Annotated in this window: 16 protein-coding genes and 4 pseudogenes; 5 read left to right on the forward strand and 15 right to left on the reverse strand. The window is 63.1% G+C overall.

The window, feature by feature from the left end:
* Window positions 1-4: 4 nt before the first annotated feature.
* On the forward strand, window positions 5-643 hold the full coding sequence (locus tag AKL29_RS12725; RefSeq protein ID WP_050384409.1) for a GNAT family N-acetyltransferase: 639 nt from the start codon (window positions 5-7) through the stop codon (window positions 641-643).
* Between the two features lie 57 nt (window positions 644-700).
* Here the strand turns inward: AKL29_RS12725 and AKL29_RS40615 are convergent.
* Window positions 701-1,215, reverse strand: a pseudogene (locus AKL29_RS40615) (transposase); the annotation flags it as partial.
* A 635-nt stretch (window positions 1,216-1,850) separates the two neighbouring features.
* Between AKL29_RS40615 and tnpB the strand changes: the two are divergent.
* Together tnpB and AKL29_RS40630 are read left to right on the forward strand one after the other, a co-directional pair.
* Window positions 1,851-2,000, forward strand: a complete 150-nt coding sequence (gene tnpB, locus AKL29_RS46640) for an IS66 family insertion sequence element accessory protein TnpB (protein ID WP_082190573.1) — start codon at window positions 1,851-1,853, stop codon at window positions 1,998-2,000.
* A 222-nt stretch (window positions 2,001-2,222) separates the two neighbouring features.
* Window positions 2,223-2,651 (forward strand): transposase, encoded by a 429-nt coding sequence (locus AKL29_RS40630; protein ID WP_244481974.1) that lies wholly within the window; start codon window positions 2,223-2,225, stop codon window positions 2,649-2,651.
* On the opposite strand, the gene AKL29_RS12735 is transcribed toward AKL29_RS40630, so the two are convergent.
* The gene (locus tag AKL29_RS12735) at window positions 2,593-3,375 is read right to left on the reverse strand and encodes a hypothetical protein (RefSeq protein WP_244481976.1); all 783 of its coding nucleotides are present in this window, start codon (window positions 3,373-3,375) and stop codon (window positions 2,593-2,595) included. The two genes, AKL29_RS40630 and AKL29_RS12735, sit on opposite strands and share 59 nt — an antisense overlap.
* A gap of 146 nt (window positions 3,376-3,521) precedes the next feature.
* Complete coding sequence (locus AKL29_RS12740; protein ID WP_050384411.1) at window positions 3,522-4,184, reverse strand: ParA family protein; 663 nt, start codon at window positions 4,182-4,184, stop codon at window positions 3,522-3,524.
* Between the two features lie 425 nt (window positions 4,185-4,609).
* Between AKL29_RS12740 and AKL29_RS12745 the strand changes: the two are divergent.
* Together AKL29_RS12745 and AKL29_RS12750 are read left to right on the forward strand one after the other, a co-directional pair.
* Window positions 4,610-5,661: pseudogene (locus tag AKL29_RS12745) on the forward strand (IS630 family transposase); the annotation flags it as partial.
* 222 nt (window positions 5,662-5,883) lie between these two features.
* Entirely contained in the window at window positions 5,884-6,294 is a 411-nt protein-coding gene (locus AKL29_RS12750) for a globin domain-containing protein (protein WP_050384412.1), read from the forward strand.
* Here the strand turns inward: AKL29_RS12750 and AKL29_RS43640 are convergent.
* The 12 genes and pseudogenes from AKL29_RS43640 to AKL29_RS46455 all read right to left on the reverse strand — a co-directional run bounded on the left by AKL29_RS43640 (window position 6,277) and on the right by AKL29_RS46455 (window position 19,848).
* Complete coding sequence (locus AKL29_RS43640) at window positions 6,277-6,603, reverse strand: hypothetical protein (protein ID WP_193395207.1); 327 nt, start codon at window positions 6,601-6,603, stop codon at window positions 6,277-6,279. The two genes, AKL29_RS12750 and AKL29_RS43640, sit on opposite strands and share 18 nt — an antisense overlap.
* A gap of 1,069 nt (window positions 6,604-7,672) precedes the next feature.
* Complete coding sequence (locus AKL29_RS12755) at window positions 7,673-8,575, reverse strand: terpene synthase family protein (protein WP_050384413.1); 903 nt, start codon at window positions 8,573-8,575, stop codon at window positions 7,673-7,675.
* Window positions 8,572-10,128: a hypothetical protein gene (locus tag AKL29_RS12760; RefSeq protein ID WP_050384414.1), complete on the reverse strand. Its 1,557-nt coding sequence runs from the start codon at window positions 10,126-10,128 to the stop codon at window positions 8,572-8,574. Before AKL29_RS12760 ends, AKL29_RS12755 begins: the two co-directional genes overlap by 4 nt.
* Before the next feature lie 246 nt (window positions 10,129-10,374).
* The gene (locus AKL29_RS12765; RefSeq protein WP_050384415.1) at window positions 10,375-11,382 is read right to left on the reverse strand and encodes a polyprenyl synthetase family protein; all 1,008 of its coding nucleotides are present in this window, start codon (window positions 11,380-11,382) and stop codon (window positions 10,375-10,377) included.
* A 145-nt stretch (window positions 11,383-11,527) separates the two neighbouring features.
* A pseudogene (locus AKL29_RS12770) lies at window positions 11,528-12,869 on the reverse strand (cytochrome P450).
* On the reverse strand, window positions 12,869-13,714 hold the full coding sequence (locus tag AKL29_RS12775; RefSeq protein ID WP_050384416.1) for an SDR family oxidoreductase: 846 nt from the start codon (window positions 13,712-13,714) through the stop codon (window positions 12,869-12,871). The pseudogene AKL29_RS12770 and the gene AKL29_RS12775 overlap by 1 nt, the downstream one beginning before the upstream one ends.
* Window positions 13,711-14,010 (reverse strand): ferredoxin, encoded by a 300-nt coding sequence (locus AKL29_RS12780; RefSeq protein WP_028336627.1) that lies wholly within the window; start codon window positions 14,008-14,010, stop codon window positions 13,711-13,713. Before AKL29_RS12780 ends, AKL29_RS12775 begins: the two co-directional genes overlap by 4 nt.
* 1 nt (window position 14,011) lies before the next feature.
* Window positions 14,012-15,301 carry a cytochrome P450 gene (locus AKL29_RS12785; protein ID WP_028336628.1) on the reverse strand — a complete coding sequence of 430 codons (1,290 nt, stop codon included), beginning with the start codon at window positions 15,299-15,301 and terminating at the stop codon, window positions 14,012-14,014.
* A gap of 95 nt (window positions 15,302-15,396) precedes the next feature.
* A complete protein-coding gene (locus AKL29_RS12790) occupies window positions 15,397-16,599 on the reverse strand; it encodes a cytochrome P450 (protein WP_050384417.1) in 1,203 nt (400 codons plus the stop codon).
* A 370-nt stretch (window positions 16,600-16,969) separates the two neighbouring features.
* Window positions 16,970-17,470 carry a hypothetical protein gene (locus AKL29_RS43300; protein ID WP_167350392.1) on the reverse strand — a complete coding sequence of 167 codons (501 nt, stop codon included), beginning with the start codon at window positions 17,468-17,470 and terminating at the stop codon, window positions 16,970-16,972.
* A gap of 139 nt (window positions 17,471-17,609) precedes the next feature.
* Window positions 17,610-19,342 (reverse strand): annotated as a pseudogene (locus AKL29_RS46450) (ThiF family adenylyltransferase).
* Window positions 19,255-19,848: a reverse transcriptase domain-containing protein gene (locus AKL29_RS46455; protein ID WP_347336979.1), complete on the reverse strand. Its 594-nt coding sequence runs from the start codon at window positions 19,846-19,848 to the stop codon at window positions 19,255-19,257. Before AKL29_RS46455 ends, AKL29_RS46450 begins: the two are co-directional and overlap by 88 nt.
* Window positions 19,849-20,128 lie beyond the last annotated feature (280 nt).

Consider the following 20,128-nt stretch of genomic DNA (forward strand, 5'->3'; position numbering starts at 1 on the left):
TTTAATGGCAAAGGCAAAGAAAAGGACAATTGCCGTACACAGCGAGGCCGAATCGAGCGGATCGTGCTTCAAGAAGCTGGTCATCCGGCCCGTGACCGACAAGGACTGGCCGGCAATCGCGGCCCTGTTTGGCGACAAAGGTGCCTGTGGCGGATGCTGGTGCATGTACTGGCGAGTGGAACGCGGCGGACGAACCTGGGACGACATCCGGGGTGACAATGCGCGTGCGCAGTTCCACCGGCTGGTGCGGTCCGGAAAAGTTCATGGGCTGCTCGCGTTCGAGGAAACAACGCCAATCGGGTGGGTTTGCGTTGGACCGTACGAAGATTTCCCCCGCCTTGCCACGGTCCGCGCGCTCCGGCGTGAGCGGCCGGCCAAGACCTGGTCCATCGTGTGCTTCTACATTCCCCCGAAATACAGAGCTCGTGGTCTTGCCACACGACTGCTGGTCGCAGCGCAGAAGTTGGCCAAAGCTTCCGGCGCCGCCGTCGTCGAGGGATATCCGGTGGCAACCCGGGCAGGCAAGCAACTTCCTAGCGCCTTCGCATGGACTGGTGTACCGAAGATGTTTGCTGATGCTGGCTTTGCTAAAACTGCCGGAGGCCAAGCCGCACTACGAGTCTGGTTGTCTGTCGTCAGATAATTTGGGACTGATCGGGCCTTTCGAGAAGGGAGGCTCTGGCTCATCAGGAGTTAGAGTTTAAGCTGCTCGCAATTGATGCTGCAAGCGTCGGTTTGCGTTGGTGTTGCGCTTGATGCGTTTTTCGGTCGGCGAGGATGGCCTCAGCCCTGTCGAAGTAGACATCGGCAGGAGTGAGGTTGTCGATGCTCTCATGATAGCTGACGTGATTGTAGTGTTCTACGAAGGCCCCTATCTGCCGTTCGAGGTCGCCGGGCAGGTAGTAATGATCGAGCAGAATGCGGTTCTTCAAGGTTAGGTGCCAGCGCTCGATCTTTCCCTGGGTCTGGGGTCATCACAGCCGCGCACATGTTGCATGCCCTTGTTTTCGAGCCAACCGGCCAGATCGTCTGCCACGTAACTCAAGCCTGTCGCTTAGAAGCCTCGGCCGGTGTGCGACGGTGCCACGGTCGGAGGCCAGAGGCCAGGAGTGCCTGGTCAAGTTTGGCGGTGACGTCGGAGGCAGCCATCGTGCGGCCAAGCCTCCAAGCAACGATGTAGCGCGAGAAATCATCGAGCACGGTCGAGAGATAGTACGGTCGCGGTAGGGACGCAGGTTTCCCAGCGCCCCCCGCCCAGATCTGTACGTGCGGAGCTGGCGCATACGGCTCCTGCCTTAGGTCATGGCGCGTACCGTGGATTGGGATGCGGATGGCAGGCGCGGACTTTCGGGATGTATCGCCCGACGTAATGCTGGAACCGATCCCAGGTCATCGAGAGCGCCGGCTGCGTCGACGAAGCGAGCGCAGCCATGCCCGGCAGACCTCGGCGCGGAACTGCCGAGCGGTTTTAGATTCCCAGGAATCGCTTGGTAGTTCAGCTAACGCTCCACCGTTCCCAGCCGAAGCCCTGTCGTTTCCGGGCGTGCGCCAGATGACGCCTGACCTTTTTCTCCACCCAATCTTTGATGTAGCCGAAGCACTCACTGGAGTGCCCTACTGCGAAGTAGTCCCCCCCCCCGGAGCATTGGATTGATCAGGCTTATCACCCTCCCAATCAGTTGCGACCGGTGTCGGCGGAACGCTCCGGCAGTCAAGCTCGAGATTGCGATTGGCGGCCTCGTCGTGCGGACGGACGCGGCGATAGATGGGGAGCATCTGTCTCGATTGATCCGCGGTGCGGGCGTCACGATGATTGTCCCCGGTTCCGAACCGAAGATTTACATCGCGACGTGGCCCGCCGACTTCCGCTGCGGCACGATGGGCTTGCTGCGAAGGTGCAGGAGATGCTTGGTCTCGATCCGTTCAGCGGTGCAGCCTTCTTGTTCCGGTCGAAACGGGCGGACCGGCTCAGGATTCTAGTGTGGGATCGAACGGCCTAGCGCATGAACGCCTCGAGGGTTGCAAGTTCGTGTGGCCAAAGATTGCGGAAGGCGTTATGCGGACATCGCCGCGATGTTTGCCGCGCTGTTTGAGGGCCTGGATTGGCGGTTGGTCCGCCCGGAGGAAGCGCGGCGTCCACAGATCGCTGGATAAGTGCGGCAGAATGACTCTGTGCCGAGTTGGGCATGGCGCCGTCGGCGCAGATGTGCTCGACATGGCGCATGAGCACCGCGACGCTTCGCGACGAGAATGAACGCCTGAAGGCACTTTTAGCGCAGGCAGCATTGAGCGAACATCAAGCGGCGCTGGCAACGTCGGAAGAAGCGCGGCGCCGGTTGGAGGTCATTCTCGGAGAAGTACGCCGAGAGAAGTTCGGAGCGAAGTCCGAGAAGCTGCGGCCAGATCAATATCATTTGCCGCGCGAAGACGTGGAGATCGCGCAAGGCGTCCTGGACGCGGCACAGGAGAGGGCTGCGGCGGTCATCAGGGGCCGATCGCGTGCGTCCAAAGCTCGGACGAAGGTGCCGGGCAGTCCTCTCAGGGACCTCGCCTCAGTCAAATCGGGACGCCAAATGCCCACGCTGCTTAGCTTTACATTTCTGGATCTGAAATGCGGGTCAGCATCTTCACGTGCGGCCCCGCCCGTTTGAAGATCGGCTCCCAAAAGGCATAGGCGGTCTCGGCGAAACTCGCGCTTATGGTGAACTTCGTGAGCGCGGCTCGATGTGCGGTTTGTCGCCGGCAGCCTTGCCCCTCGACAAGGTGCCAGATGAATTGAGCGACTTGGCGCGCGTATGCGCTCGGACGACCTCGGTGGTTGGGTACGATCTCAAGCCGCATGGTCCCGGTGTCGCGCGTCTCCGGTTCAGTGATATTGGCAAGCCAGATGAAAATTGATGGATCAATGCTCGCGGCATAACCGTCGCGCTTGAGCTGCTGATTGATCATAGAGAATGCGCTGGCGGCTTCTCTGAAGCATTCGCTCAGGATAAAGTTCGCCTGATTCTCCAGCTTGCCGCTCTGAAGATCGTCCAGCAATCTGACCGCCTCGTCAGTGAGCCGCCGCATGTATCGCAACTGCGGCTGGCCCGCGCTGTCGCTTGGTTTCTTCTGCACGATCAACTCGGCCGCATCCGCGCGGAACTCCGTTGCGGCTTCTCTGAGAATGGTCAGAAAATTGCCTTCAAGACCGGAACCGCCGATGTCTTTCGACGCCGCTCTGCTTCCCACCCGTGCTTCCACGAGGTTGGCAATCCTCACCATCATCTCGGTGGTAGTGTCGGAATCTAGGAGTTCGTCCTTGCGCGGCGCCGCCGCATTCCGAGTTTCAAGCACCGCAACGGGATTCGGAGCCGTCACTTGCCTCGCAAGCATTGTTTGATCACGTCTTCTCACCTGTGTGCTCCGATCGCGGATTGGAAACAGCAATCCCACTGGACAACACAAACAGGCCATCGTCAACGGCTCGGCTCGCCGCCGCGGTAAGCTCCACCAGCGAGCGTCGCACACAGCGCTTATGGCTAGCACGGCGCCGTTTTTGCGTGTGACTCATGATCTAACGACCCCTCGACAAGCTTTTTCAAGACCCAGCGCCACAGCTCACGAACTTCCTCCGAGGCTCTTCCCTCTTCTGCAAGCTCGGTCACGCCCAATCCTGCCCCAAGCGCATCCTGGTGGTCATTGCGCTGTCCGACATAGGGAAGCGCAAGCACCCCGAGCGAATTGAGCGACGTTGCAGCTTCACTCAAGCGGCAGCCCCGTGGTGGCGTCTGATTGAGGACGAAAGCGAATCGGCGGTTGAGCCTACGAATAGCAATCAGCGTCGGTATCACAGCTTCGATATCGGCCAGACTCGGACGCACCGGGATCAGGCAAAGATCGGCCTTCGCGATGGCGAGCATGGCCAGTGCATTGTTCGTGGCCGCGGTATCGATGACCGTAAGCCAGGTTCCCTCAGCTTCAAGGCTAACGAGAGCCCCTCCTATTGCAGCGGGATCGGAAATCCGAACGACCCGCGGATAGGGGTGGCCGCGCCGCTCTTTCCATTTTGAAATCGTGCCTTGTGCATCCGCCTCGACAATTGCGACGCGCTCCCCGTTTCCCATCGCTGCGACTGCAACTCCGACCGCCAGCGTGCTCTTGCCGCTACCGCCTTTTTGGGTGACCAGAGCAAGGACATACATATCCTGCGCTTCCCGGATGACAACGACATGAAACGCATGAGTCGTCTAAAAAACTGAAACTACCAATCGGTGACCTATCATTCCCCATCGTGAATCGCATCAAGAGCGAGTGTGGAACTCACAACCAAACCGCGTTATGCGTTGCCCAACGGCTGCTTAGGTCTCAGTCAACTACCAACCTTGGGAATTGATGGAGAAGATGGTCACATGGCAATCTTGGTCCGCTAGGAAAGTCGATACGAGGCTGGGTTTAGAGAATGAAGAAAGCCCTGCTGGGATTGATCTTCGCCAGAACGGAAGCGTTAGATCACACGGAGAGCTAGAATCCTTGACGCGCGTTGCTCCTCTCTCAAGCTAGTCATCTGGAATACAAGTTCGTCACATAACAGGACGCTCGGACCTCTGAAGGAGAGCGCTGGTGGCAGCAGGAGCGGACGTACTTGGAGAGCAAGTTCTTCGTCATCGTGTTGCCCGGTCGCTATCTGAGCGATGTCGCGCGATCCTGCGGCGTGCGGACGGCCTACCTTAGCAAGTCCGTGGCTGCTGAACTCGGTTTCCATGAACACACCGTTGGCAAGTGGCGTCGCCGATTTTTGAAGGATCGCTGTGCTGGTCTGCTTGACGAGGCCAGCCCTGGTCGCCCTCGCACCATCAACGACGATCAGGTTGCCGCCGTGATCGAGCGGACGTTGCGGCTGACGCCGGCCGACGCGACGCCCTGGTCGATCCGCTCCATGGCTGCGGAAACCGGCTTTTCCCCTACCCCGATCCGCCGCATGTGGGCGGCGTTCGGCTTGCAGCCGCACCGTAGCCAGACATTCAAGCTGTCGAGCGATCCGCTGTTCGTCGACAAGGTGCGCGATATCGCCGGCCTTTACCTATCCCCGCCAAACCGAGCCCTTGTCCTCAGCATCGATGAGAAAAGCCAGGTTCTGGCGCTCGATCGCGAGCAGCCGGTCTCGCCGATGATGCCTGGCGGGCCAGAGCGTCGCACGCACAGCTATTTCCGGCATGGTACGACATCGCTGTCTGCCGCGCTCGACGTCGCCTGGGGGTTAGTCATCGGCAAATGCTACAAGCAGCACGGCAACGAGTTCTTGAAGTCTCTAAAAAAGATCGATGCTCAAGTTCCTGAAGGGTTCGATGGCCATATCGTCATGGATAACTACTCCACCCACAAGACGCCCAAGATCAAGGCGTGGCTCGCCCGCCGGCCGCATTATCATGTCCACTTTACGCCGACTGCCGCATCATGGACAATCAGGTCGAGCCTTGGTTCGCCGAACTCACCCGAAAGCAGATCCAGCGAGGCGTTTGCACCACCGTCAGGCAGCTCGAGGCCGACAGCTATACCTTCATCGACCTGCACAACAGAAACCCGAAGTCCTCCAAGTGGATCAAGTCCGCAGATCAGAGTTTGGCATCTGTCAAACGCTTCTGTCACAAAGCCCAGCAGACCTTATGTGGCGAACTTTAGACTCACGTGATTAGCAATCATTGATCTAGGTCGCTTTTTAGGAACGACGTAAGGATGTACGGTCACGAGAGTGAGATTTCACATGGCATCAATCCAGTCCAGCACCTTTGACACTGCCGGAACCGCGACCACGAATTTGGCACCATCGTCACTTCTGATGAGAAGGCGCTGTCGGTCACTGAAATCACAGCGCCATTCTTTACGAGGCTGCTTGTCTGACCAATGACGCCCGAGCAGGTCGACCTCATAGGGATATCATTCGACGCGATGTGGCCGATCCGTCGCGACATCGCTGACCTGTGTTACAGCCGGTTCATCGAACTAGATCCCGATGCAAAAGACATGTTCGCCGGAGACATCGAGCGGCGGCGGATGAAGGTGCTGGATATGATCACGGCCCTGGTCGCCTCACTCGACGAGAGACCGATATTCCAATCGCTGATCACGCTTTCAGGTCATAAGCACGCCAGACTTGGCGTTCAGCTACCGCACTATGTCGCAATGGGCGAGGCGTTGATGTGGAGCCTTGAGCGCAAGTTAGGCGCCTCATTCACCGAGGAGCTGCAGGAGGCTTGGCGAACACTTTACGCCACGGCCCAGACCGAGATGCTGCGGTCAGCCGCGAAAACATAGAGCGTCACGCAAGTTTCGCTGTGGTGCTGAGAGACCGCAGTTGGGGCGCATCGCGATCGACTTTTCTAAAATGTCGCGCTTCAATACGCAGCCGTTCGTTTGGCCGAAGATGGGCTGCTCAAAATCGGTGAGAATCCAGCCCGGATTATGCGGTCTCGGGACATCGCCTAGTTCGTCCGCAGCCATCGTGCCCGTGACGAAGATATGGGCTCTGGCATTGGGCTCTGGCATCAGGCGATCATCGCCGCAGGTCGCCCCGGCGATGACGATCGGTAACGATGGTTCGCGCCGCCACAGACGGTCGCCCATTATTTGTATTATGTGCAGGGATGCGAGCGTTGGCATCGAGGGTACGATTATAAGGGATTTGTGAAATTGGCGGCAGTGTCAGGGAACATGTGGGCCAGTCACCCAGCATGATCTTGCGACCGGGCCACCTGCTTGTGCATAGGCCTTTGCCGTTCTACTGGGAACGAGTGGCTGCGGCCAGTCGCCGTTCGTCGGCAGCCCACGCCAGCATCCGGCGGTTGGCGCCGACATCGTAAGGATCGACAAGAAGGCCCGCGCAAGATCGGACAGCGCAGCTTCGCTATGTCCAAGCCTCCAAGCGGCTTCGGCGCGGAGAAGAAGCAGTGAGCTGCTGGTGGAGGTGAAACTCGAATGAGTCGATCGGCGTATTTGAGCGCCGTCGCAAACTCCTGCGTAATCAGCGCCTCGGCTGCGAGGCGTTCGAGCGCGATATGCGCGTGAGGCCCGGCAAGGAAGGAAACGTCGAGAATCTTGCGAAGATATCGCCATAGATCCGGCGAAACCGCTGCCGCTGTACGGCTTTGCGTCCTCCTCGCACCAATTCAGAGACACCCTGCTTGCCTCTAACGCGGCTATGGTGGCGGCGGAGTCCAGGTAAAGCGTGCTTGTCCTACTTCCTCACCAAACTATCAACCTCGGCGCCCGCTATCGGGCCATGTGGACCGATGGCGCGGCCACTCTATAGGCTGTCACGCAACGGCTGCATCGCTCACTCGCCATTTGCAAAGTACAGCAAGGAGCACTGGGTACGTTCTTTCAGGCCTCTTATAAGCTCGATTGAAGGACTCCATCTTCGCCCTCGCAAACTGCCCTCGAGACAATCCAAGCCTGCTGGTGAGCATCGAGGCCGAGCCAGAATTGGCGCCGTCGTCTCTAATATGACAGCTCGCGTCTTGCAGCGGCGACCGTGCCCGGCGCCGTTCGCCGATCCAGCACGAAGTCCGGACGGTCGTCCTCGCGCCGGCTTGGGGCGATGTCGCTCATGCTCCCTCCATTCGTCGCATCGGGCGAGGATGTTGCGTCGGATCGGACCGACGGCAGCGCGCGCACGCCGCTGCCTCCCGCGCGTTCAGGCCGGTGCACGCTGGCCTCCCCACGGAGCGTCGCTGCGGTAGCGGCTGGTCGAGGTCTGGTAGTAGTGCGCGCGGATAGCCGCCATGGCCTCGATCAACGGTCCCCACGGCGCGGGAAAGCGTTCTTCCGCCATCACCCGGTGCAGCATGCGCGTATGGCCGGCCAGCTCGTCGTTGAGGAACTCCATCACAGGCATAGCCGGATAGCGCTGCAGCAGCAGGATCGCTGCGTTGTCGGCCTCGCCGGCCGACCTGTCCTTGTCGCATCCATGCAGATCGTTCTGCAAGCGCCCTATCGCGGAGATGAGCCGCAGGAGCTGGCGAAACGCCGGACGCGCGCGCAAGCTCGCCATGTCCAGCCCCCACAGCAACGACAGGCAACAGAACACGTTCGCGTAGGCGATCGAATCGATGCCGTTGTGCAGGTACTCGGCGTAGGACCAGCGTTCCTCCCCTGCCGCCTGCGCTTGTCCGGCGCGCAGCGCCGCGCAGTAGCACCGGGTATCGTCGAGAAGCTGAGCATAGTCGCGAGGATCGTAGGCGAGCGCGGCCAGCGAAGCGCGCAGCACAGTGCAGCCCTCGAATCCGGGGAGCGCGCATGGCACGCCCTGCCCGAGCGCCTGCTCTACCGCGGCGAGCTGCTCCGGCGCGATCAGGCCAAGGTCGTTGCAATCGTCGAGCCAGAACAGCAGCGCCAATTCGCGATAGAACGCCACGATTAGCGTTTCGTCCTGCGGATCGCGACCGGTGCGGGCGCTGGTGTCGCGCAGGCTCGACTGGATGCGCTGCAGGATGTACTGGCCCCCCCTGACCGCTTCCACGGCATGCTCGTCGGCGAAGGCGGTCAGGGAACGCCCCCACTCCAGCACCTGCTGCAGCGCGCGTTCGGCCTGGATCATGGCGCCGCTCCTGCTCCCTCGGCCTGGACGCGCCGCCCCCAACGAAGCGCCAGCCACAACCCGGCGAGTTCGGCCACGCGCACGACCCGGGTGGGGCAATACAGTTCCTTGCCGATCCACAGCGGCGTCTGCGGCAATGCATGCACCGCATGGCGGGCGAGCATCCACTCCAGTGCACGCGCCACCGCCTGCGCGATGCGCCGGCGCCCTGTCGGGTCTTCGCTCCCGTCCATCACGTGCAGCGCGAACAGCGCATAGGCGGTTTCCTCGAATGTGGACGCGCGACCGGCGCCCCAGCCGCCATCGTCGCGCTGCGCCTGCAGCAGCGCCGCCAGTGCGCACTCGTCGCGCCACTGGGGCTTGCCTTGCGCCAGCGCAGCGACCGCATGCGCGGTGGGGTACAGCCACGAAACGTGCCATTTTTCGTTGTCCCATAGACCGTGCGGGTTGCGATTGGCCTCGACGTAGGCGCGGGTGCCGGCGCCGGGCTTTCCCAACAGTTGCAACGCATGCAGGGCATGGATATTGGTCGACACTGAGGCATTGCGCTCGCCAGGGAAGGTGACGAACAGCTCGCCGATCTCGAAATGGCGCAACGCATCGATCGCCGGGTCGCGGCCTGCAAGGCGCAGGACGCACAACGCAACGGCAGTGTCGTCCGCATCGGCAGCGAAGTGCAAGGCCGGGCCCAGACCGCGCACGCCCAGGCGGGCGTCGAGCTGCGCGACGATCACGCGCACCGCCTCGGCGAGCGCGGGATGCGCGAACAGCTCGGCCAGATGCAGGGTGTACAGCGACCAACATGGCTCGAACACATTGATCGGCCAGACGTTGGGAACGAGACCTTCGATGCCGCTGCGCGTCGCTCGCGACGCCGCCTGCAGATACGCGTCGGCGTGCCGGATCTGCGGCGTGCTCTCCTGTGTCAAGGCGCGCGCACGCCACGCGGCGGTCGCCGCCGGACTGATGCCGATGCTGCCGTCGTCATCAGGGCATGCGGTGGTCGGTGACGTCCCCCAGGCTTCCCAGGAGTGCAGCAACGGATGGCCGCTCGGCAACATCACCACCGCCCCCAGCTTGACCAGGCACGCTTGCCGCAACGGTAACAGCGCCGGGTGGCGCGGAAACGCCACGCCGCCCAGCAAGGATGAGGCCTCGCCGCAAAACTGCGGCAGGATCAGCTCCGCGCCGATCGGCGCGTCTTCCGGCACCGCATGCGCGTAGGGATCGGGCTGGCGCTGGAGGAAGCGGGTTGCAGCCTTAACTGCGTCTGCAGCGCCGGGAAGAGCATCAGCACGTCGCAATGCCAGCAAAGCCGCCCACGTGGGCGCGTGGCGGAACAGCGGGAAGTCCGCGCTTCCCCATCCGCCATCGGCCTGTTGCTGTGCGATGAGCCAGGCGTATGCGTCCTGCCGACCGGTGACGTTACGGTGGAACTGCAGAGTTCGCGCCGTGTCGTAGATGGACGGACCGATGCTGCCGCCATCACCATCGCTCATCTCGCTCAGCAGGTGGCGCAATTCGGAAAGGATCTGTTCGGACAGCGCGTTCACGCGGGATGTTCCTTCTGCAGAGGGTTGACGAGGACCAGGATCGGCCAGGACCGCGCACGTCGCCCGCCGCAGGCCCGTCGCATGGGCAGCGCCGGACGGCCGCCCTGCTCCGCCGGCTAAGGGCCCCGATGCTGGCGCCGGTCCGCCGCATAGGCTTGCGCGCAGTGCGCCGCAGCCGTGCTGGGCAACCGCTGCGATCGGCGCCGCGGACTCCGGCACAGTTGCGGCTCCTGCGGACGGGAGCGCTCATGCGCATGGCGCGTGCTTGAGCAGATACGCGTTGGCCCGCTGCAGGAGCTGCGCCAAGCGTTCCGCACGCGGCCCAAGCGGGGCAATAGCGTCTGCGGCGTCGCGCAACAGATCCGGCACGAACTGGCGCGCTGCCTGCAGCCCCATGATCGACGCGCAGGTCGGCTTCTGCGCCGCTGCGTCCTTGCCGGGGGTCTTGCCCAGCGTCGCGGCATCCGCTGTCGCGTCGAGAATGTCGTCGATCACCTGCAACGCCAGCCCGAAACAGGCGCTGTAGCGATCGAGCGCACCGTACAGTGCAGCGTGCGCGGTATCCTCCGCTATGGCGCATAGCGCCCCCATGCGAACGGACGCGCGCACGAGCGCTCCGCTCTTCATCCGGTGCATCGCCACGATCCTGTCCAGCTCGACGTGCTTTCCAACCAGCGACAGATCCATGGCCTGCCCGCCTGCGGCGCCCTCAGCGGACACCGCCTGCGCCAGTTCGCGCACGAGCGCGATACGCTTGTCGCCTGGCGCATCCAAGCTCGCCAGAGTCAGAAAGGCGTGCGCTTGCAGCGCATCGCCGACCAGGATCGCAGTGGCTTCGCCGAACTTGACGTGCACGGTCGGAAGGCCGCGGCGAAGCACGTCGTCGTCCATCGCCGGCAGGTCGTCGTGGACCAGGGTACAGGCGTGCATCATCTCGATGGCGGCGCCGACGTCATCGAGGATGTGCGCCAGCGTGTCGGCCAGTGCGCCGGCAGCCAGACAGAGCAAGGCGCGGGTCCGCTTGCCGCCTTGCAAGGTGGCGTAGCGCATCGCCGCCATAAGCTCTGTCTCACCGTCGTCTTCGGCGCAGAGAAGTCGCGCCAGCGCCTGTTCGACCCGATTTGCGCTGTCCTGCATCCAGATCTCCGGCAGCAGCCTGCCGGATGTGCCGCGCGCCTGCGCGCCCAAACCACCAATCGCGGAAACGCCAGTTCGCTCGTCGTGTCGCGTAGAACCGATCTGCTTGTTGTTCATGTCCTCGTACCTGACAGGAGACGGCCATGGCGAGCGGCGAGCCGCCACCGTGTTGCCGGCGTCGCACGGAGCGCGCATACCGCGTGCAGCAATGCGGCGCGTCGCCGGCGCCGCTGCCTCGCCACACGGGGCATGCGATGCCAGCTCATGAGAATCCGATGCGGATTGTCATGGACGGATGTGCAGTCGTAATAGCGCCGGCCTTTTTCGACGCCGCTCAGCAATCGCGGCCGCACCCCGGCCTTGCGCATGGTCAGAGCCAAGGCGATACAGAACTGCACCAATTCCAGCCATACCAGGTGGTAGCCGATGCAGACGTGTGGGCCGGTACCGAACTGCAGCATGTCCACCGGACGGATCGGTTCGGAGCGTTGCAGCCACCGCGCCAGGCGGAACTGGTCAGGCGCCTCGTGCAGCAGCTCCGAGGTCGAGAAATGCAGCAGCGGGATGCACAGATGGGTGCCCGCGGGAATGCGCCGTTGGCCGAGTTGCAAGTCCTGCAGCGCGCGACGCGGCAGGAGCGTGGTCGGCGGATGCACGCGCAACGTTTCGCGGAACAGTGCCTCGGCGACCGGACACTGCGCCAGGTCCGCGTGGCGGGTCGGCACTGCGCCGACGCGTTGCGCCTCCTCGACCACGGCGTCCCACAGGAGAGGCTGCCGCGCCAGCTCGATCACCATCCAGGCCATCGTCGAAGCGGTGGTGTCATGACCGCCAAGCAGCAGCAAGCGGATATTGGCGACTAGGACGTCATCTGAGAGCGTATCGTCGCTGCGATCGAAGGCGCTCACCATGTCGTTGATCAACCCGGTGCGCGCGGCATGCGCACGCGCGTCGCGGACGAACTGGCGCAATTGCGCGTCGATCCAGTCGCGGGCGGCGCGGCCGCGCCGCAAGGGCAGTCCGGGCAGGTCGACCGGGGGCGCGACGATCAACTGCAGCAGTTGCCGGTACTTGCGATGCCATCCCGGCAGGTCCTGCGCGGGGATTCCCATGAGGCTGAAGATGAGCTTGAGCATCAGGTCGCCGGTCTCGCGCAGGATGGTTACCTCGCCGCGGTCGCGCCACGCCTGCACCCGCGCCCGGATGACCGGCGCGAACAGGTCGCCGATACCGGCCTCGGTCAGGCCCTTGGGCAGGAACGCCGCTCTGATCGCATCGCGCGCCTGCCGGTGCGCGCCGCCATCCTGTGCGACCAACGTTCCAACGAACAATTCGGGCGCGATCTCTTCGATCAGCGCGGAGGACACGTCCTTGTGCCGGAGCAGTGCGAACGCATCCGGATCCATGCAGGTCATCAGGTGTCCGGTAGGGCCGAAATCCAGCCAGAAGTGGCTGCCCAGCGTCCATTCCGCGCGCCGCAGCAGGCGCGGCAGGTCTTTGGCGATGGCGGGGAGATGCCCGACCAGCGGGAAAGCGCCGGGCACGACCGGGATGTCGTGCCGCAGCCGGTGCCGGCGGTTCAGCGGGTTGAGCAGCATGTTCATCAGCCGTGCGGCGCCGCGGCCGCTTCGGCGGTGTCGCTGGCAGGCCGCGCCGCGCGGCTGTTGCCGCCGTCGGCGTACGTCGGCACATGCGCCAGCATTCCGCCGTCGATGGACACGACCTGGCCGGTGATGAACGCAGCATCGTCGGAGAGCAGGAACGCCACCAGCGCGGCCACGTCCTCGGGGCGGCCGACGCGCGGCAAGAGCTGGTGCCGGCGCAGATGCCGTTGCATGCCCTCGTCCAGCTTGGCAAGGAGACGATCGGTCATGATGAGACCCGGCGCAACCACGTTGCAGCGGATCTGTGCATGACCGTACTGGGTGGCGAGCGAGGCCGACAGCATGTTCATCGCCGCCTTCGACGCGGCATAGGACGTCAGTGCGGTGTCACCGCTGAGCCCCTGGCACGACGACATATTGACGATCGCGCCACCGCCGCCGGCGATCATCCGTGGGATGGCCTGCCGGCAGCAGAGCAGCGTGCCGCGCAGATTGATTGCCATGGTCTGATCCCAGACCGCCAGGTCCAGCTCGAGGATCGCGCGGTCGCGCAGGGTCAGATGCATGGCGCTCGCGTTGTTCACCAGCAGGTCGACGCCACCGAAGTGCCGCTCCGCCGTCTCGAACAGTGCTGCCACCGCCCGCGCTTCGGCGATGTCCATGGTCAGGGCCAGCGCGTGGCCCGCTTCGGCCGCGATCTGCGCGGTGCAGGCGATGGCCGCCGAGCCATCGATGTCGGCCACCACCACGCTGCCGCCCTCGCGCGCGATGGCGAGGGCGCATGCCTTGCCGATGCCGGCGCCGGCGCCCGTCACCACGGCCACCTTGCCTTCAAACCGTCTCATCGTGTCCTCCTGGGATTGCGTTGGTCTTTCGCGGCATGCCGCTCGGCCTCGGCCTGAGAAGGCGCAGGGTCGGCGCTGGCGCGCTCGTCATCGCCAGCATCGCTTTCGATGACCCGAATGGCGGCGACCGGGCACTGGCTGGCCGCGAGCCGCACGGCGGCGTGCAGCGCCTGCGGGACCGTCGCCACGCACACTTCGGCCACGCCGTCCGGTTCGCGTTGGCGAAAGGTGTCCGGCAGCGTCAGCACGCACTGCCCGGTGGTTCCGCACAGATCCTGGTCGACCACGACGCGCATCTCAGCTCCCCTGCGCATGCAGCCGCACCGGCAGTGCGCGAAACGTCCTAAGGAATGCGGAGGGCTCCCGGGTCGGCTGCTCGGCCAATGCCAGCCTGGGGAAGCGCGCCTGGATCAGCGGCAGGCTCTCGGCCAACTGCACCCGGGCCAGTTGCGCACCGAGGCAGAAGTGGATGCCGTGGCCGAAGCTCAGCATGATCTTCCCGTCGGTCGACAGGCCAGGACTGGTGCCGTAGAACCGCGCGGGATCGAAGCGATCGGGATCGGCGAAGGCGTCCGGGTCGCGATTGCCGGCCGCAATCAGCACGCGCACATCCGCGTTCTTCGGGATCACCACGCCGCCCAGTTCGATGTCGCGCTGGGCGATACGCGGAATGGAGCTGAACATGGCGGGCGCATCGCAGCGCAGGACTTCTTCGACGAATGCCTTAACCCCCACGGCGTCAGCCTGCAGCCAGTGCCGCTGTTCGGGATACGCCAGCATCGCCAGCACCGCATGGTCGATGCTCGCAGCAGTGGTGGCGAAGCCGCCCAGCAGCATGCCCCACAGCATGCTGATCAACTCCGCATCCGACAGCGTGTCGGCATCGTCGTCGTGTACGCCGACCAGCATCGACACGATGTCGTGGCGGGGATTGATGCGCTTGCGCTGTATGAGGATGCCCAAGTAGGCTTGCACCTTGGCGCTGGCCGCGTCCGCCGCGGCGAGCTTGGGATCGCTGGCGTGCGGGCTCAGGCCCTCCAGAATGGCGCCGATGCCGGCGGCGAGCCCGACTATGTCGTGCTGGGGCATGCCGAACAGCTCGGCGAAGACCTGCATGGGCAAGGCCAGCGCGAATTCCCGATGCAGGTCCACCGCCTCCCCGCGTTCCAGCGCGGGCGCCATGCCGTCGAGGCGCGCTGCGACGATGCGCGCAATGCTCGGCCGCAGCTTGTCGATCTGGCCCATGGTGAAATCGCGCGAGATCAGCCGGCGCAGACGCGTATGCGTCGGTGGTTCCTTCATCGCGAGCGTCGACGCCAGCAGATTGAACGACAGGCTGTTCGCCGCACGCGGGAAAAAGCGCGCCAGTTCGCTCGGCGCCGGTCCCCGAAACGCATCGCCTGTGGCTTTGAGCGCCCAATAGATGTCGGCGTGGCGGCTCAGCAGAAAGAGCCCCGATGCCGCGCGATGCACCGGATCGTGCTCGCGCAACCACCGCATGAACGGATACGGGTCATCGATGCACGCTGGTGACGCCAGTTGGGCAAAGGCGTCCCGGCATACTGCCGTGGTTTCTTGCACGTCCATCTTGGTTACCTGTTGGCTGGCTGATCTGACCGGCGAGCGCCAGGCGCGCCAGCAAATTGCGAAAGAAGATCGCGCTTCCCTGCGGCGTCCGCACATCACCAGAGCACCGGGAACTCCTCGAATCCGCCAGTGATGATCTCCTTGCGCAACTTCAGTTCTTCGGGCGCCACGGCCAGGCGCAGCGCGGGAAAGCGCTGGAAGATCAAACCGAACACGACCTTGAGCTCCAGCCTGGCCAGCGCCACGCCGATGCAGTGGTGCGGCCCGTCGGAGAACGCCAGATGGGGGTTCTCGTCGCGTCCGATGTCGAAGGTTTCCGGGTCGTCGAAATGGCGCGGATCAAATGACGTCGCCGGCAGGCCGACCAGCACCTTGCTCTCTGCGGGAATATGTACGCCCGCGATGGTCACGTCGGTCCTCGGATAGCGCATGATGCCATCCCAGCCCGCGCCCGGCGGGTACATGCGCAGGATTTCCTCCACCGCCTTGTCCACCAGGGACGGATCGCGGGCCAGGCGTTCGCGCTGTTGCGGATGGCGGAACATGGCCAGCAGGCCGAATTCGATCTGCGCGACGGTGCTCTCGTGCCCCGCCACAAGCATGCCCGCCGCCAAGCCGAGCGCCTCTTCCTCGGTCGCCTTGCCCTGGTCGACCGCCGCGAGCAGGTCCGTCAGCAGGTTGTCGACCGGATCCTGGCGCTTGTCCCGCATCTTGTCGCGAATGTAGCCGCGCAGTTCTTCCCAGGCCAGGCGCGACGCACTGCGCGGGCCGCTTTCATGCTGATGCGTCATCACCTCGTCGGACAGGTTGGCGAAAAAGACGTGATCCTCGTAGAGCACGCCCATCAGCGCGCTGATGACCATGGCCGGAAGCGGAAAGGAGAGGTGGCGCCGCAGGTCGGCGGGCTGTGGCTGGGCCGCCAGCGTCTCGATCAAGTGCGCGGCGATCGCCTCGACCTGCTGCGCGAGCAGCTTCGCCCTGCGGCTGCTGAAGGCCGGCGCCACGATCGTGCGCAACCTCGCATGCTCGCTCCCCTCGTGCGAGACCAGCCACCCCGGCGAACCGAGAATCACCGAATCGGGGGTGAATGCCGCCGGCGGCATTCCCGCTGGCCGGAACGCCGCATCAGACAGCACCGTCTTGGCCTCGTCGTAGCCTGTCACCCACCAGCCTTCGTGCCCGGACGGCAAACGCACGCGGTGGATCGGACCGTTGGCGCGTAGCGCCAACATCTCGGGCGAGGGCTCGATGTGATCGACGCGCCACATCGGCAGCGTCGGCAAGGGTTGTTCGGACATGTTGGCACTTCACTCTCTGAGCGATGGAAGGGCGGAAGGTAGCGGCAGGTGCTGCGGGCAGCGAATGCGCAAGACGCCATGGAGACGACGTCCTGCGCGGCGATGGTCAGCGCCAGATCCTCCAGCCGCACCAACAGCGAAGAAGCGAAGGCGCATCGCAATCCAGGCGCGCCAGCGCAGCGCCCAGGCAGACATGCGGCTCCTAGCCGAAAGACAGGTGCGGGTTGTGCCACTGGGTGACATCGAACGTGTCGGCATCGTCATAGATCGATTGACCGCAAGGATAGGTGAACGAGGTTCGAGCCTACCCGCCACCGACGTGTGTCCGCCAATATAGCTCCGGGCCTGTCCCACGCCGCCGGTGGCAATTTCATTCCTGGCTCAGCTCAAGGTCTGCCGCTTTGGTTGCACCGCGCGCGACGAGCGCAATTGTTGTAGCAACCAAAACAAGCACTCTAGATCGCGTCCAACACTTCCCTGCATTTTCTCGGTCCACAACCGAGCGCCAAGTCATTGTCGTCGGACGGGCCAGACGCGAACAGCGACGCGGTGTCCGTCCCGAAGACCAGCGCACTGCGATGGTGATGATGCCGTAAACAGAGCAAATCGCGTGCCGAAGGAAATTCGGCAGGCTCAGCAGGCACTTCGTAGCGCCGCGCAGTGTGAGGTTTCTGGCATTGAGTCTCAATGCCGACATCCGGCGCAGCAAATATCCGACAAAGGCCTGCTCTCGCGGCGAATGTGCGCGGCAGCCCTTGCGCGATATTTCAAGCGTCCCGATCGCCTGCAAGCAGCAGGCTCTTGCCGATCCCCATGCTGCGGCGCCAATCATCGGCTGAGTCTCGAAACGCGAAGCGCCCTTCGCTGCCAAGAGACGCACTCAAGGCGCTATCGGGTTTGCCTCAAGCTTTCTATCGCCCGCCAATATTCAACAGGCGAAGCGCGTTTCACGAAAGGCATGCCCTATGGCTGCTTTGGCTACGATCTAGATCAACACGGCGGAACGCGCGCTAGCCTTCCATACATGGCAGATCTACGCCATCGCCTCGCGCGAACCGCATCCCGCCTGTCGAGCATTCCGGACAATCAACATCCTGACGCGGTTCGACCAGCTGCAGCTTTCCGGTCAGGGCATTGATGTGCTGGTAGTGCAACGGGCGATCAGCGCGTAGACCGAGGTAATCCATGAGAAAATCATTCACGGCATGCCCTGCGGAGACCGCATTAAGACTTATCACGCTGGGATTTGGCTCCTCAACGCCATAGGCCTGCGCCTTGCGTTCCGCATCCGTCTTGGCTTCTTTGGCCAGGAGATTGGGATCGATCAGCTGATTGCACCAAAGGCACCCTGCACCTGGACGAAGAGGACGAATGGCACTGAACGCATCGACGACCTGCCCCTGCTCATCGGCGCGGACTTTTGAGCCCAGCTGAACGGCTGGAATGAGATATTGATGGATTAACGCGTTCACGACCAGGCGTGCCCGCATCGAGTTCGCCGCAAGGAAGATATAGTCGGAACCCTTGAGGCGGCCCGCGACCGAAGCCTTCGCCACATCCGCGGCGAAGTGCTCGATGTGCGCACTTGGGTTGGCCTGTTGGATCAGGCGCCGTGCCAATTGAACCTTGGGCGTCCGATTTTCAGCATCGGATTGCGATGCCCCGATCAACCGTGCGAGGTTGGAGCTTCAACCGTATCGTCGTCAACCAGCGTGAAATGGCCGACGCCCAGGCGCGACAGATATTCCACAAGAAGGCTACCGATGCCGCCTAGACCGACCACCGCAACGTGGGCGCGCGATAAGGTCTGCTGGCCGTAGAGTCGAGGAGAGGCGCGGTGATGCGCTTGTTGCGCGTTCCGTTTCCTCTCCCCGCTCATCAAACCGGACGTGCAGTTTTCCCGCATCCGGCTTTCCGACAGGTTTCGTCGCAAGCCGCACGTCGGCGACACTTTGCGCACGCGGTTCAGCACGAGTACGCCAGGGTTCCCATAGATCTGATCAGAGAACCGTCTGACGCCACGTCCTGGCGTCTTATGTCGTCTGCGCAGAAAGGCGAGCACGCGGTCGAAGACGTGTCGATCAACGGCCTGATGAGCCGTAGCAACAGAGCCATAGCTGAAGTAAGCGGACCAGCCGCGCAGAAGGCGGTTCAGTCGTGCCTGTACTTCGGGCCAAGCGCCCTTGTTGCCCGGCGTCAGCAGCTCGCTGACCTTCCTCTTGATCCGCAGCACGCTTTTCTTGGACGGAGCCGCGCCAAGATACCACCGTCCCCCATTGCGGAAGCGGCGGAGTCCGAGCGTGTACCCAAGAAAGTCAAAGCTTTCCAATCGGGCATTCTTCACCGAGGTTTTAGTTTCGTTGAGCGTCAACCCAAGCTTGATCATCACCGCTTTCGTCCACGTCAATGCCTCCTCCGCGTGGCCGCGGCTGAGAATGACGAAGTCGTCGGCATAGGAGATAACCTGGGCATGGAATGCTTCACGCCGACCGCTGAGACGCCAATGTTTCAGGAACCGGTTCATGTAGATGACGGAGAGCAGCGGACTGATGACACCCCCCTGTAGCGTGCCACGCTTGTTGCTCTTACCGCCGCTCATGCGCCGTTTCCCGTCGCTATCCCGCTCCTCGACCGGTACTCGCAGCCATAACTTAATCAGCCGCAGCACATTCCGGTCGACGATGCGTCGGGCCACCGATTTGAGGAGGTCCGAGTGCGGAATCGTGTCGAAATATTTCGACAAATCGGCGTCAACAACGTCCGTGTAGCCCGGCACACAAACCGGTGCACTTCCTTGACTGCATCGACCGCGCTGCGACGCGGGCGATATCCATAAGCACCGTCCTCAAAATCCGCCTCGAAGATCGGCTCCAACACGATCTTTGCGGCAGCTTGGACGACCCGGTCCCGGATTGTTGGGATACCGAGTGGACGTTCGCCGCCGCCGGGCTTCGGGATCATCACCCGCCGCACCGGATCGGGCCGGTAAGTCTTCGTGACGAGTTCATCGCGCAGGCCAGCCAACCATGCTTCGAGTCCCGACGCGTCGATTTGCTCGAAAGTTGTTCCGTCCACTCCTGGCGCACCCGCGTTGGCGCGGGCCAGCTTGTAGGCATGGTTCAGAATGTCCTCGCGGCAGATCTTGTCGTACAGCACGTAGAAGCGGAAGGCAGGCTCCGCCTTCGCCTTGCAATAAAGCTTTCTCTGAAGGCTCCTGATCTTATCGGGCGTTTCAAGGCTCATCGCCAATCGACCCTTCCCCTCGCCATCTTCAAAAGCGCACCTGAAGTCAGGGTCCTTTCCTCCACCGGAATTACCCGATTTCATCGGTACCTATGACCTGTCCGACTCCCATCCGGTCCATCGACTACTCAATGCTGAAGGCGCGACCTTCGACCAAGACGGGTCCCCCCCGATTACCCGCACTACCTTTCCAGCGTGCCGTGCCCATTACCCCGGTGAACCAGACCGGTGCATGTGTCGATTGCTTCCCTGTCCACACGGCCTTCCCCGCCATACGATCGGGTCG

The sequence above is a fragment of the Bradyrhizobium pachyrhizi genome (assembly GCF_001189245.1).
In the GTDB taxonomy this organism is placed as follows: domain Bacteria; phylum Pseudomonadota; class Alphaproteobacteria; order Rhizobiales; family Xanthobacteraceae; genus Bradyrhizobium; species Bradyrhizobium pachyrhizi.